Annotated in this window: 12 protein-coding genes; 8 read left to right on the plus strand and 4 right to left on the minus strand. The window is 41.5% G+C overall.

The window, feature by feature from the left end; genetic code table 11:
- Window positions 1-9 precede the first annotated feature (9 nt).
- The 7 genes from AC0L7T_RS22335 (at window position 10) to AC0L7T_RS22365 (ending at window position 5,327) form a co-directional block, all read left to right on the plus strand.
- Window positions 10-327: a hypothetical protein gene (locus tag AC0L7T_RS22335; RefSeq protein WP_473338541.1), complete on the plus strand. Its 318-nt coding sequence runs from the start codon at window positions 10-12 to the stop codon at window positions 325-327.
- A gap of 916 nt (window positions 328-1,243) precedes the next feature.
- Window positions 1,244-2,026 carry a type IV pili methyl-accepting chemotaxis transducer N-terminal domain-containing protein gene (locus AC0L7T_RS22340; RefSeq protein WP_473338543.1) on the plus strand — a complete coding sequence of 261 codons (783 nt, stop codon included), beginning with the start codon at window positions 1,244-1,246 and terminating at the stop codon, window positions 2,024-2,026.
- Window positions 2,023-2,319 carry an IS66 family insertion sequence element accessory protein TnpA gene (tnpA, locus tag AC0L7T_RS22345; protein ID WP_473337328.1) on the plus strand — a complete coding sequence of 99 codons (297 nt, stop codon included), beginning with the start codon at window positions 2,023-2,025 and terminating at the stop codon, window positions 2,317-2,319. The genes AC0L7T_RS22340 and tnpA overlap by 4 nt, the downstream gene beginning before the upstream one ends.
- A 7-nt stretch (window positions 2,320-2,326) precedes the next feature.
- On the plus strand, window positions 2,327-2,674 hold the full coding sequence (gene tnpB / locus AC0L7T_RS22350; protein WP_473337326.1) for an IS66 family insertion sequence element accessory protein TnpB: 348 nt from the start codon (window positions 2,327-2,329) through the stop codon (window positions 2,672-2,674).
- 75 nt (window positions 2,675-2,749) lie between these two features.
- On the plus strand, window positions 2,750-4,321 hold the full coding sequence (gene tnpC, locus AC0L7T_RS22355; protein ID WP_473337324.1) for an IS66 family transposase: 1,572 nt from the start codon (window positions 2,750-2,752) through the stop codon (window positions 4,319-4,321).
- 14 nt (window positions 4,322-4,335) lie between these two features.
- Window positions 4,336-4,920, plus strand: coding sequence for a sensor histidine kinase (locus AC0L7T_RS22360; protein ID WP_473338544.1), 585 nt, complete (start codon window positions 4,336-4,338; stop codon window positions 4,918-4,920).
- On the plus strand, window positions 4,917-5,327 hold the full coding sequence (locus AC0L7T_RS22365; protein ID WP_473338546.1) for a response regulator: 411 nt from the start codon (window positions 4,917-4,919) through the stop codon (window positions 5,325-5,327). Before AC0L7T_RS22360 ends, AC0L7T_RS22365 begins: the two co-directional genes overlap by 4 nt.
- 243 nt (window positions 5,328-5,570) lie before the next feature.
- Here AC0L7T_RS22365 and AC0L7T_RS22370 read toward each other — a convergent pair whose 3' ends face one another.
- The 4 genes from AC0L7T_RS22370 to AC0L7T_RS22385 all read right to left on the minus strand — a co-directional run bounded on the left by AC0L7T_RS22370 (window position 5,571) and on the right by AC0L7T_RS22385 (window position 12,014).
- Complete coding sequence (locus AC0L7T_RS22370) at window positions 5,571-7,196, minus strand: sialidase family protein (protein WP_473338547.1); 1,626 nt, start codon at window positions 7,194-7,196, stop codon at window positions 5,571-5,573.
- 318 nt (window positions 7,197-7,514) lie between these two features.
- A complete protein-coding gene (locus AC0L7T_RS22375) occupies window positions 7,515-8,678 on the minus strand; it encodes a right-handed parallel beta-helix repeat-containing protein (RefSeq protein WP_473338549.1) in 1,164 nt (387 codons plus the stop codon).
- Between the two features lie 489 nt (window positions 8,679-9,167).
- A complete protein-coding gene (locus tag AC0L7T_RS22380; RefSeq protein WP_473338551.1) occupies window positions 9,168-10,586 on the minus strand; it encodes a neutral/alkaline non-lysosomal ceramidase N-terminal domain-containing protein in 1,419 nt (472 codons plus the stop codon).
- Between the two features lie 84 nt (window positions 10,587-10,670).
- Window positions 10,671-12,014, minus strand: a complete 1,344-nt coding sequence (locus AC0L7T_RS22385; protein WP_473338552.1) for a DegT/DnrJ/EryC1/StrS family aminotransferase — start codon at window positions 12,012-12,014, stop codon at window positions 10,671-10,673.
- Between the two features lie 430 nt (window positions 12,015-12,444).
- On the opposite strand from AC0L7T_RS22385, the gene AC0L7T_RS22390 reads away from it, so the two are divergent.
- Complete coding sequence (locus AC0L7T_RS22390; RefSeq protein WP_473338554.1) at window positions 12,445-13,524, plus strand: AAA family ATPase; 1,080 nt, start codon at window positions 12,445-12,447, stop codon at window positions 13,522-13,524.
- Window positions 13,525-13,859: the final 335 nt, after the last annotated feature.

Below are 13,859 nucleotides of genomic sequence, written 5' to 3' on the forward strand. Positions count from 1 at the left end.
TAAAATAAAATGACAAAAAACAAGTTTAGTGGAAAATTGGGAGAATTAGTTGCAAGGGCAGAACATGGAAATGCTAAAGATGTAGACTATATAATAAGTCATTTAACTGAAGAATCCAGTTTGGCAATGACCCGATATGTAGACTTTGCTTTAAGTTTAGTTGAAAATGAAATGGGGGTCTTACGTCTGGAATATTATTTATTTAACGGGACGCTTATTCAACGCAATTATTGTTGCTTGTTTTTTAATAGGAGATTGGATTATGATCTCGTGGACCGAGCATTTAATGCCGGAGCAATAGACGAAATACAAGCCTTCTCCAGGTAAAAAACTTATTTAAACTTGTCGAGGATAAATAAACTGCTATTATATTAATTAATAAAGGTTTGCATTTGCAAAGAATATTTCCGGAAATAGAGAAATCTCCATTAATAAGAAGGGAAATACGAATCGCTGCTAAAGCATTTTGTTACAGTTTACAAAGCATAAATCGTGCAATTTTGAATATAGAGATATAATAAACCGAAGCCGACGTTGTTTTTTTATGCAACCCCCAAAATATTCCAGACCTTAAGTAAAACAACACTGCTTTATCGGCGGATCTCACATATCATCCAAGAAAATTTAGATTAGTTGTACAGGGAAATATGAATGTGGGGAATCCAGAGAATAAAATGGATGAAGCAGTGAATGAAAAACGAACTATTACCGTAAATCAGTCTGCCATAAAAAGGGGGAAGTGGATACCCATAGTAACTACTCATGCAGCAGAAAATACAATAAAATCTACAAGTAGGTTTTATAATTCTCCCCGTCCTCAACGATAAAGGCACTTCTGAATTGTTTTTTTACTGTATACTTCACTATAAAACAGCTTAATGAAAACAGAAAATGCTTTGCCTTATGTTTGGCATTTGCTCTCAACTTTCCCTAATAATTATCAGCGAATCTATCGCTTAGAGAATACCCATAAAACTCGTTACAGTCTTTTCATCTTTAGGAACGGTCAATTATTTACCCTATATTGACTATTTGAGGCAAACACAAATCTATACCCGCATATGCCACTTAAAAAACCGGCAAATTAGATAGATTTAAGGATAGCATCCCGCTGCATTTTTTCTGTAAATTGACAGTAAAGTATCAAGAAATAGTCTACTATTCTTACACTTAACGTTACATACAAACTGATGATCTTGACTTTGAACAACATTTTTCTACGACAAACATTTTATTTTGGTCTATGAATAAAAAGTTTATTTATGGCGTCATTTTATCAGCCTGTTTGATTATTGGAAATCAACTGGTTATTCAATATGCTTTAAATATGCGGAAAAATGATGCCTCCCTAATCAACTTGGCAGGTAGACAAAGAATGTTATCGCAGAAAATTGCACTTGAATTTCATGAATATAACAGCAATAGATCAAATTTACTTGCTTTGGAAAGCTCTTTTAAAGAATGGAAATCTGCACATGAAGAAATTATTTCCGGGGCAGATAAAATAAATTGGCCTATTTCCATTAAAAACAGTTTTAAGGATGCTGATAAATGGCAGGCATCATTATCTTCAAAAATTGATTACATAGAGGAAAAAATAATAGCGTGTCGAAAAAATCAACAAATTAACATTACAGAAATACTTCAAAATCAAGATAGCTTCCTAACTGAAATGGATAACCTTGTGTTTAAGCTTTCTGATAACTCCAAGAAAAAAATCACCAATTTAATCATTTTAGAAATATCACTTGCATCATTTTCATTAATTGTCATTTTGCTTGAGGTAAGGTATATTTATTATCCACAAGTAAAATTATTGAACAAGGCTCTTGATGAAATTAATGCCAAAAACAAAGATCTTGAACACTTTAATTACATAACTTCACATGATCTTCAAGAACCTCTAAGAACCATCTCTAATTTTATTCAAGTACTGGAAGAAGATTTTTCCGATCAATTAAACGTAAGCGAACGCCCACCCCCATCTGTTTTTTTTGGTAGCAGTTCCAGACCTTTGCCCTCATGAAACAAGAAACAACTATTTCCCCCAGGGATTATTATCATTCCCTATATGAAGACTGGAAGGCCAGCGGTATATCCGTCGGTCTGTTCTGCAAGCAAGCCTCAGTCAAGTACGCCACGTTCCGATACTGGTCCAAAAAGTTTGGGCAGGAAGGAAATGCGGATACGGGTTTTACTGAGTTGCGCGTCAACGGCCCCGGACCGGATCCTGTTGTGGTCTTGAACTTCCCCAACGGTGCCAGCCTTTCCTTTCACCGCCTGCCGGACGCCGCATGGCTCAGGACACTGATGTCGTAAACAGGGTATGCTGTTCCTTTCCTCGTCGGCGCGCTATTTTCTATACCAGCAGCCCGTTGACATGCGCTGCGGAATTTACTCCCTTGCCGGCCTTGTACAAAACAACCTGGGCCTTGATCCCCTTTCGGGTGACGTGTTCATCTTCATCGGCAAGCGCGGCAACCAGCTGCGTCTGCTCCAGTGGGACAGGGACGGGTACGCCATGTTCATCAAGCGCCTGGAGGCGGGTACTTTCGAGCGTCCCAAAAACGGGAAACTGTTAATATCCTCCCGGGAGCTGAGCCTGGTTCTTCAGGGCGTGAAGCTGGCTTCCGTACAGCTCAGAAGACGGTATGAAAGGAGTGTTTCCGCTTGAAAAAAAAGCGAAAAAGATTGTAAAAAAATGCCCTTAATATGCCAAAAAGTCATTTTTTGTATTTATTTTTATACTATGAACACAGCCGTAACGGACTACAAAACGCTCTACCTTGAAAGCCAAAAACAGCTGGCCGAAAGCACGCGCATGCTCCTGGAAACGGAACTCAAACTCAAGCTCGCACTCATGGAAGCGGCCGAACTCCGGTACAGGAAGTTCGCCTCGGGTCAATCAGACAACCGGGTAACCGGGCAGCTGGGCATCTTCCCGCTGGGCGCCGGGGATGCCGACCTGCGGGCCTCCGAGGAGCTTACCGCCACCGAGGCAGAGCAGAACAACCGCGAGCAGGACATACAGGGCCGCAAGCGCGTGAAGGCAGCCGCACGCCGTCCCCGCATGGTGTTTCCCGAAAGTCTGGAGCGGGAGATCGAGATCATAGACCCCAACCAAGACCTTGAAGGCTACAAAGTTATCGGGGAGGAGACCAAGGAGGTGTTGGTGATGGTGCCCGCCAGTTTTAAGGTCCGCAGGATCATCCGCAGGAAATGGGCTCTCACCGACCCCTCCCAAACCGACAAAAAGGGCGTGCTGATCGCCCCCATCCCTTCCAGGACCGTCAACAGGGGACTCTTTGACGAATCCGTGCTGGCCCATCTGCTCACCTCCAAGTTCGTCGACCACCTTCCCCTCTACAGGCAGCGGCAGATGTTCCTGCGGATAGGGCTCGAAATCCCCGCCTCCACGCTCATCGACAACACCAACGCGGCCTGCAGGGCACTCACCCCCCTCTACAAGGCACTCAAACGGGAAACGCTCGCTAACCTTTACCTGCAGGCGGACGAAACCCGGATGCAGGTGCTTGAAAACGGATCGAAAAAGGGTTCCACCCACCGGGGGTACATCTGGGCATACCATGCACCCGCGGATGGGCTGGTAATCTTTGACTACCGGACCAGCAGGAACAAATCCGGCCCGGCGGAAATGCTGGCCAACTATACCGGAGTGGTCCAAACAGACGGCTATGAGGTGTACCAGAGCCTGTTTGGCAACAACAAGGCCATAAAACATTACTATTGTATGGCCCATATCCGCCGCAAATTCGACGAAGCCGCCGGTTACGACAGGGAAAGGGCCACCTGGGCGGTGACGCATATCGCCAAACTGTACGCGGTGGAAAAACAGATCAGGGAAGCCGAACCGCCCCTGTCAGAAAACCTCGTCGTCGAGAAGCGGGTGGCCGAATCCCAGCCCGTACTGCGGGAGCTCCACGACTGGATGCTCGCCGAGTACCCCAAGGTGCTCCCTTCCTCCCCAATAGGAAAGGCAATCGCATACGCACTCCCACTCATGGACAGCATGAAACTGTACACCGCCCACGGACAGCTGCAGATCGATAACAACCTGATAGAAAACGCCATCAGGCCGATCGCCCTGGGCCGGAAAAACTACCTGTTCGCTGGCACCCACGCCACCGCCCAGAACGCCGCCATGATCTACTCCCTGTTCGCCACCTGCAAAAAGCATGGAGTCAATCCACGTGACTGGCTGCTCGACGTGCTGAGGAAACTAAACGACATGAACTATGAAGGCAGATTCTCCGACCTGTTGCCCCACAGGTGGAAAATTAACCAAACGACCCCAACCTAACTATTGATAGGGGGATGGGCGTTTGCTTACAATTAAACGACAATGGAAAAAAGTATTTAAAAATCATTAGCAATTCAACTTTACGCATGAGTACTTTGGTAAGGGCTCTTCTTGACTTTTCTAGATTAGGTAGCGGCCGGAAACTAACTTTAGTGGATTGTGAATTAGTAGTAGCAAATGTAATTACTGATTTGAATAGTCTTATTAATCAGTCAAAAGCAACTGTCAACAGTGAGTCTTTACCAAAAATAAATGCTTATGAAATTGAATTAAGACAATTATTTCAAAACCTTATAAATAATGCCATTAAATTCAGGAAAAAGGATGTTAATCCACAAATAGAAATCGGGTATACAGATTCCGGGGACTTCCATGAGTTTTATGTCTCAGACAATGGGATTGGCATTGATCAAAAATATTTTGATCGTATTTTTCATATTTTTCAAAGACTTAATAAAAACAAAGAATACGAAGGGTATGGAATAGGCCTCGCCAATTGTAAAAAAATTGTTGAAATGCATGGCGGTAAATTATACGTTGAATCGGAATTAGGAAAAGGGAGCACATTTAAATTTACAATTCAAAAATACAGGTTATGAATAATAAAGTAAACTGCATAATGCTTATTGACGACAACGAGCACGATAACTTCTTTCACGAAAGAGTGATTAACATGAATAATGCTGCTGATATCGTTGTCTCCATGGAATCAGGGGAGGAAGCCCTTGTTTATTTAAATGAAAAGGCAAATCATAAAGAGGCCCTCCCTGATATAATATTTTTAGATATCAACATGCCTGGCATGAATGGTTGGGGATTTCTTGATGAATATAAAAAACTGGATAAAGAATTGCATAGCAAAATGGTTGTCATCATGCTTACCACCTCAGTAAACCCTGATTACAAAGCATTGGCCAAAACTCAAAATATTTTATCCGACTTCAAATCAAAACCCTTGACGAAAGAAATGCTTGATGAAATTCTAATCAAATACCATTCAGAATAGACCATACCTCTAGCGATCAAATCCGTAGCTGCAATACTGCTGTTTTTCCTGATTTGAACTGATCAAATGCATTCTATCTGGTAAATTGACTATTTTTTTCTTGAATTGTTGAAAATTGAATTCCATTTTTATAAAGTTTCTCTGCTAACCAACCCCAATTCAACTGTGACTATTGTAAGGAAAGAAACCTCCTCGTTTGCAAGCCTTGTTAAACGGAAAGTTGTTAAAAATCAACCAACAGCATTAATGCCCATTAAAAACCAAAGGAATTAACCCATTGTTTTTGGCGAAGCCATTCTCTGACTTGATTCTCAGATAATTCAACCCCATAAAAGGGACCCTATGTGAATTAAAGGTAGCCAAATGATCCTTTCCGATAAAAACTTTGAGCTGGCCATCGGATGCCGCAAAGTTCCAGTCCATTCTTAGCGTTACCTCACCTGAAACCTTTTTTCTATCTGAATACTTTGACAAAGTAAAATTGAACATAGAGGCAGAAAAAGCAAGGGAATCTAATGGCGCCGAAAAATGATCCGTCAAGGCAAATGCTAAATCATACAATTCATTAGCAGGCAAAGGTCCTATTTGAATACTCCCATTGTTACTTGCAGGGAAGTTTATAACAGCATCCTCCTTGAAATAGGAAGGAAAGGCCAAAGTATCCCCCATCCATTTGGGCACCGTTTTTCCTTTGACTAAATTCGGGTTGGATGGGATAGCTTTAAAAGAAAGGTATTTTACCTGATTTTTTTCTTCCAGCCAATCGGCCTCAAAGGTATAAATCGCCTTGGATTCACCCTGACCTGAAACCAACAATACCCTACCGCCTTCAATTTCTATGGCCGAGGAATAGGCTGTACCTCTATCCCCTTTTTCGGGAACTTCAGCATTCTCTATCGCCACTTCCCTATTGCCTTGCCATGTCAAGCCTTCATCAACACTTATGGCAGCATGTAGCACTTCTCTCCCTCCCATTGCATAAGAATTGGGTTTGTCATAACGTTGGCAACTGTTAAAGAACACAATCAATCTGCCATCCTTTAACCGCAGTACGGAAGAAGGGGAATCTGAGGAGATAAAGGATGTTGGTCTGGCTTCTTCCCAGGTTTCTCCTCCATCGTTTGAAAAAGATTGGTACAATACCCCATGGGTAGTTCTAATTAACATCCATATTTTCCCAGTCCGCATCTCTACAAGTTCCGGTTCAATCCCCCCGTATCTGGTGGTTTTTGTATTGTCTATTTCAATTTCTATAGGCCTTTTTGAAATGTCCCAGGATTCACCATCATCATCGGAATACATAGAAACAATATTGTTCCATCCATAATCTACCCCTCCAGTTTGTGGGGCTTTTTCTCTTTCCGGAACAGCCCTTGAGAAAGCCAAGAGCAACCTTCCGCTTTTCAGCTTTATTAAGCCGCGAATAGCACCCACATAGCCATCATATATTTTATATGGTTCTCCCCATTCCCCATTTACACTCCTATTGACCCAAAGATCCAAGTGTCTACCCCGGTATCCATTATCTCCTTTACCAAAAATATGAAAAACGGAAACCAGGTCATTATTGCTACTTTCCACCATTTGTAAGGCATAATAAGCCTGCCCAGGCAATGCAAACTCTTCCTTAGCTTCACCCAAACCTTCCCCGGTCCAATCCATGGACATTATCTTGTTTGCATCTCCCGGACGATTGACATAAAAAAGCCGAGGAGTCCCTTTATCATTAAGCCATACAGCTTCATTGGCAGGCGAATTCCCGATCTTTTCAGGAGGCAAATGGTCACCAGAATCAAAAGCCAGAATACTTGTTCCCATTAATAGTGTTATGACTAGTACGGCTAGTATAGCTTTAGAAAACTTCGGCATCTGGAAATAAATTTGAATAGGTATTATTTATTTAAATTTCCATCTATTTTCCCCTTTAGCAAAGAAATTAGAAAATAAATTGGTTGAAACTGGGAGGAAATAATCAATGATTTTTTTTTATTTTTCTTTGCATTACCAATCTCAATCACGGTATACCTCCAAATAAATCAATCAGTTCGAAAATAGTATACCGCCTAAAAAATGCTTGTAATACCAAATCTTCTAGCCTTTGTCACTTTAATTACAATATGAAACGTAATTGATTTAACCTTTTGAGCTACTCAATCCTGCTATTAGAGATCAACGGTAAAAACACCATTACTTAAGCTCCGTAACATAAACATTGTTCATGGCTTTTGTCTTTTCTGAGAGCCCCTTAACGGCCTGGTCTAGGTTAATATGCTTGGCAAACCAATTGTGATGTATATCGCATTTGTCCTCTGGAACTCCTCTGATCACTACGGCCCTTTCAGGAGCATAAAAGGTGTTATTATAAATTTCCATGGTAGTCCCTGCAATGTCCGTATTGTCTTTTCTATCCTTTCCACCGTGCATATCAAAGCAATGACTTAATGAAATCCCTAGCTCAATATTATGCCTTGCAGTGTAACCGCATCCAGATATCCCGGTTCCTGCAATGGAATGTCGGTTTTCGTTAAATAAATTGTATTCGATAAGTGAAGAAGCTGCGGCATGGCTAACACCGTAGCCAAGTCCGTTGTATTGGCACCGATGAATGAAATTATGATGAATATGGTGGCCTGTTCCTTTTTTAAGATAAATGCCACTCCCGGAAAAAGCTGAAATCTCACAGTTGTCCACTTTTAATCCAGGGTACTCCGTCACTATCCCTCTCGAAACCGGGAATTTGTAATAATAATCACGCCCCAAACCTTCAGGTCCAAAAGAGCGCTTGTGATGTTCAAGGTGCCGGTCAGGATTTGGCCCCTGAACTCTTAGACCAGTTATTCGTACTCCTGGCCCATTTGCACGGATCATTAAACGGGTCTCCAAAGCATTGCTTTGCAACATCCCTCCTTTAGACCCTTGATAACCGCGATTCCCTGCCAAGGTTACTCCCTCGGGGATTTCTAAAACAAGCGCTTCAATAAAAACCCTGGTGGTAAGGTCTATATTAATTTCATCGGGAATAAAGACAACTTCACCCGACTTTGCCTGGGCAAGTGCATCCAACAATTCATCTAGGTTTGTCACCTCATAATTTCCTTTAACAATAGGCAATCCATACCCTTCCCCTCCACCAATAGGCCCTAAATCATTCGGCTTAGCGCCATATATCTCATTTTTAATCGCTATCCAACTTGGCGTTTCTGGATCTTTCTCCTCAAATGAATCAGTCAGGAAAGGATTGGGATTCCCTTCTTTCGAAGGGAATCCCAAAGTCAATGCAACAAGACTACTTTTAGCGGCAGTAGAAAAAAACTGCCTTCTGGAATGTTTGCTATTTTTATTTTCGTCCATAATGTATCCTTCAGCCACAAGTTAATAACCTATACTTTACCAATCAATGTGTTCAACTTCCTTCCAACTCTTTCTAGTGTATCCTTATTACCTATCTTGCTGTTGATTGTGGAATTTTATGAAGCCAACAAACCCTGAAAGAATTAAAATCTTGTGGCCAAGAATGTGAGCCCTCATTAAAAAATAACAAGTAAAATAAAAAAAATTGCGGTATTGTTGCGTATTTTCTGCAACATTACTGACAAAATCTCAAGTTAGCGGCATTACAATTTTCAATGTTTTCGAATCTGGGTTTATTAATTTCATTATTCGTTGTCATACCTCTACTTATCTAAACTTAGATAGTCGATCCCTTATTTGCCATTGCGGGTGAAAACCTTTGCCATGCACCAAGAAATAAATCAATGCCTGAAGGCGAGAAATAAAACACGTAGATTTCGGAGCCTTTTAAACAAGGTTCCCGCCATAGAGAAGCTTTAAGGCATATGGTTATTTTTGCGTAAATGTCTCGGGAAGAAGGTCATGGACCGCATGTATGATAAGGTCTTCAACTTCCTCCGAAAAAGGGGAAGGCTTGTCATAATAGTACATGCTGGATTCTGCCTCATACCCGCCTTCCTTTATCACACGACGGGAAGCTATATAGCAGGGAACATCATTGGAATAGGCATTGATCCAAAGTCGCTCAGCTCCCAATTCTTTTTTAAGCCGAAGGGAATAATCGACGACTACTTCACCAGCTAGATTCACCATCGCCAATTCATTGCCAAAGGTCCAGGTTTGCACCGGATAGGAAAGCTCAGCTGGAATGGTCTCACCTCTGGCAATTCGATCCAGCGCCAACCGGGCAAAATAACCTTTCACCGTTTTGTCCTCAGTCTGTGTAATTAGTTCTGGGACTGTCGGCACCTTGGCAAAGGGTAAATTGATCCATTTGATTTTTCCAACAGGAACCTCAGTCAAGGGTTGAAGCGGAGCATCCAATAAACGATTGACCTCATCAGAAATCGCTTTGGCATGTAAGCGCATGTGCTCCATTTTACCACGAGGCTCGGGATTTGCATCCGCTCCGAAACCAATAGCTACCATGGCTACCGCCCCGGCATGATTGGACTCAATCATCAGCTGTGCCTCGGTCATCCAATCCCCATGGAGCTGGTTCACCTCTCCTCCCAAGGTGGTGCCATGACAGGCATAATTGACCAAAACAGCTTTTAGATCGCCAGAAGGATCCGTAATCCGCATCAGCGGAAGCGCTTTATCAACTGGTCCCCCGGAAGTGCGCCGGTTATTGGTAAAACCCACTTCTCCCTGCCCCCAGGCAACCAAAGAAAGCGCACGGTTTTCCAAAGCCGCCAGTGCGACTTCTTCCAGTTTCTGACTGAGTTGCTCGGTGTAAATTGAAATATGCACCAATTGGTCTACCGCCAACAAGGAATCACTAAAAGTCTCTCCCCTGTATTGTAGGATATTCAGTAGGTTGCCCACTTCAGGCCCTCCATGGGTATGACTGGCACAAATCACAAGCTGAGCAGGATCAAGTCCTACCTTCTTTGAAAGTTGCCTTGCTAGTTTTTGTGTGATGTGTTTTGGAATACCTACCAAGTCTACAGTTATCAATATGGAAGCCCCCTGAGCATCAGTTCCAAAAGCCAGGGCTTTGGCAGACAAACGATGAATAATCTGGTCCGCCTCTGACTTTGGTCTGGCACCATATCCAGCAAGTCTAATTGGACCTTCTGGTGTTATGTCTATCCGTGCTACTCCCACTTCCATCATACCATTCAGTTCTGATGGTTTCTGAGCGTAGATTTGGTTTCCTGTACCAATTATTAAAAAGAGCAGCAAACAGATTAAACGCTTGGCTAAAAACAACTTCCCGATGGGGTAAATGGGGTTTGAAATCATATCAGAGATCAAATGATTAATGGTTAATGGTTGATTTTGATGAGAGAAATTGCCTTACCTATTGAAATTACAAAACAGAAAGTGCTAGGCTTTTTTTAAATCCCCTGAGTACTTTCTGATCTTTTGAATGGCTTGCGCAATCTGTTCCATATCCTGTCGGGAGCCAAGTAGCATGGTCTGTGAAAACCATACCGCTTCCTCACAAAGCTGGTCATTCTGAGGACAGTGGTTTTGCTCCAGCCAATCGTTCATTGTTTTTTCTCCATACACTTTTAAGTAGTGTTTGTTTTTTGCAAGATCTGTCACGTATTTCTCCTTGTTTAACATGCCATATCCACCAGAACAGGGAATGCCTTCTGCTACCAAGGCTTTCAAAAATTTATTGCGGTCCATGTCCTGAAATTCCCTTTTGTCATATCTAAACATATATAGGTGATAAGCACTTTTGGTTACACCTTCATAGAGTTTTGCAGGGTGAATTCCTGGGATTTCTATTAAGAGACTGGTTAAGTAGGCTGCATTTTCCCAACGATGGTTAACCTGTTGCGGGAAACGTTCCATCTGAGCCAGCAATAGGCTCCCCTGAAATTCTGTCAATCGGAGATTTGTTCCCCGGGTATGAGAATAGGGATCGTTTGGATCGTCAGTATGCCTACCCTGATTGTGAAAATTATAACAGCTTTCAGCAAATTTCTCGTCATTGGTCAACAAAGCCCCTCCTTCACCGGAAGTAAGGTTTTTGCTGGATTGAAAACTAATGGCCCCTGTAAGCCCTAGTGTCCCAACTTTTTTACCTCGCCATTCGGCCATAGGTGCCTGACATGCGTCCTCCACAATTGGTATATTGTGCTTGTTTCCCAATCCAAGAATGGTATCTAAATCGGCAGGAGACCCACCAATATGAACAGGCATGATGACCTTTGTTTGCGGAGTAATGGCCTTTTCAATTTGATTGGCATCTATCTGAAAACTCTCTATATCCGTGTCCACAAACCTGGGAAGCCCATAATTCAAAACCACCACATTGTAAGTGGCAACAAAGGTATATACCGGAATTAAAACCTCATCTCCTGGACCTATGTCTAAAGCGCCCATGGCTGTAAACAATGCACTGGTGCCACTGGATACACCCAAGCAATGTTTTGCTCCACTCATGTTTCTGTATGCCTCTTCAAAATTAGCGACCGCCTTGCCATTCAGGCGACCCCATTTTTTACTCCGCAAGGCTTCCAGAAGTGCATTTTCATCAGGCCTTTCCACGATAGGCCAACTCGGAAAACTTGCCGGATGGGCCTTAGGCCCTCCCAATAAGGCAGGCTTACTGTCAGTTGTCGTTCCAAAAGTTATTTGCGGCATCCCGATGGCTAAGCTGACTCCAGCTATGGAGATGTTACTTATAAAGTTCCTGCGGTCTAATTTCTCGTTCATGGCTAAGGTAGGATTATCGATTCTATTGGGTTTTTACCATAACTTGACTACTGTAATTGTAGTAGTTACCCGGATTTTGTGTCCTTGCAGTTCCCCTAATATAATATGTAGTATTGGGTTTCTCATAATCAGGATTTATAGGGACTGTGCATTACATAGTATTGGTCTTCAATCTTCTGTATGCTTAATTTAAAAGTACAACAGGTTTTTGAAAACTAAAAGTTAAAAAATCATAACGCCTGCATTGAAAAACTTATATACAGTACCAATTGAAAAAATAAAGTAAGAACAAAAAAGCATACCATGTTTTAGCATCGGAATATAAAAGCGATAAAAATCAATATAATAATCCCTATTTTTTTATAGATTGTATTTAAATCGCTTCCCTTTATATAGAAATGTAAATAAGCCAAAATTCAATTGACAAACAATGACAGAATTATTAAAAGCTTTCGACAGTTACAATGATTTTGAAAGATGCACCTATTTCACCGTTTGTTTTAACCAACTAGCCTCATCTCTATCTTTTGAAACAAAGTTAGATGAAAATAAAGAGAATATGGAGGCAGTTATCGAAACAATTGACCTCGATTCACAGGAGATGGAAGTAATTTTTAAACACTGGAGTACGAAAGACACCAAGGATGCAGACATTACCGATGATTTCCCCTACCAATATCTTTTGAAAAGCAAATCTAAAAATTTAATCGTTTGGGTATCCCTGACCTCGCAAATATTTGTCGATATGCTATACGATAGTTCAGATCAGGAACTTGAGCAATGGGTAATTTCAACCAACCACAAACTAAGATCAAAATTTGGTCTTGATCGAATACCCGTATTTAAAGTGTTGTCGAGAAATGGCAGCGCATTTTTAACTGAAGATGTAAAAACAGAAGGTTTCAAAGCTGATATTCAGAAAATGTATAACGATGATTTTTTAGAAATTAATGAAATTATTGAAGAATCATTAAATACGGACAAAGCAGGTTTGATTTTATTCCATGGCCTACCCGGTACAGGCAAGACTTCTTATATAAAGCACCTCATAAATAAGTTTGATGACAAAGATTTCATATTTATCCAAAATGAATTTATTAATGAATTACTCAACCCCGATTTTATATCCTTTTTACTCAAACATAGAAATGTAGTTTTAATAATTGAAGACGCCGAAAAAGTACTCATGACTAGGGAACAAAAAAATGAAAGCTCTGTGGTTTCTACAATCCTACAACTTACCGACGGTCTTTTCAGCGACTATTTGAACATAAAAATAATTTGTACTTTTAATACAAGCTTAGACAAAATTGATAAAGCACTTTTAAGAAAAGGAAGAATGATCGCTTACTACGAATTTCAACCATTGGTTACACAGAAAGCAAATGCACTCCTAAAATCTTTAAATTTTGAATCGACTAACCTGGAGATGAGCTTGGCTGATATTTACAACTACGGAAATAAAAATTTCAATCAGGCCGAAAAAGGAAAAATAGGCTTTTTTAAATAAACGGCTATATAAGCAGGGTGAGCCCACTATTTCAACTATACTTCTCCCCCACCAGACTATAGTCAGGACCCAATTAAATCGCTGAGATTGGTTTCTATCCTTATAGAGGTGCCTATTGCTATAATCGTCACTGCGAACCCTTTTATGGTTTGCGATGCAGCTACCAGCCCCGCCTAATGTTGTCCCCTGAGCTTGTCGAAGGTGTCCTCGACTGAGTTCGAGTTGAATTCACTCTCAATAGCAATCGGCATAACCGTCACTGCGAACCCTTTAGAGAAGGTATGAGCGTGGAGAGGGTGTGGCAGTCTCAGCTTTCATGGGATTCCCTCGATTGA

Source organism: Cyclobacterium sp. 10D3-21 (assembly GCF_055809755.1).

What these genes read in the sequence shown, in the direction of transcription:
- AC0L7T_RS22335 (WP_473338541.1), top strand. Translation starts at nt 10, where the DNA reads ATGACAAAAAACAAGTTTAGTGGAAAATTGGGAGAATTAGTTGCAAGG.
- AC0L7T_RS22340 (WP_473338543.1), top strand. Translation starts at nt 1,244, where the DNA reads ATGAATAAAAAGTTTATTTATGGCGTCATTTTATCAGCCTGTTTGATT.
- tnpA (WP_473337328.1), top strand. Translation starts at nt 2,023, where the DNA reads ATGAAACAAGAAACAACTATTTCCCCCAGGGATTATTATCATTCCCTA.
- tnpB (WP_473337326.1), top strand. Translation starts at nt 2,327, where the DNA reads ATGCTGTTCCTTTCCTCGTCGGCGCGCTATTTTCTATACCAGCAGCCC.
- tnpC (WP_473337324.1), top strand. Translation starts at nt 2,750, where the DNA reads ATGAACACAGCCGTAACGGACTACAAAACGCTCTACCTTGAAAGCCAA.
- AC0L7T_RS22360 (WP_473338544.1), top strand. Translation starts at nt 4,336, where the DNA reads ATGGGCGTTTGCTTACAATTAAACGACAATGGAAAAAAGTATTTAAAA.
- AC0L7T_RS22365 (WP_473338546.1), top strand. Translation starts at nt 4,917, where the DNA reads ATGAATAATAAAGTAAACTGCATAATGCTTATTGACGACAACGAGCAC.
- AC0L7T_RS22370 (WP_473338547.1), bottom strand. Translation starts at nt 7,196, where the DNA reads ATGCCGAAGTTTTCTAAAGCTATACTAGCCGTACTAGTCATAACACTA.
- AC0L7T_RS22375 (WP_473338549.1), bottom strand. Translation starts at nt 8,678, where the DNA reads ATGGACGAAAATAAAAATAGCAAACATTCCAGAAGGCAGTTTTTTTCT.
- AC0L7T_RS22380 (WP_473338551.1), bottom strand. Translation starts at nt 10,586, where the DNA reads ATGATTTCAAACCCCATTTACCCCATCGGGAAGTTGTTTTTAGCCAAG.
- AC0L7T_RS22385 (WP_473338552.1), bottom strand. Translation starts at nt 12,014, where the DNA reads ATGAACGAGAAATTAGACCGCAGGAACTTTATAAGTAACATCTCCATA.
- AC0L7T_RS22390 (WP_473338554.1), top strand. Translation starts at nt 12,445, where the DNA reads ATGACAGAATTATTAAAAGCTTTCGACAGTTACAATGATTTTGAAAGA.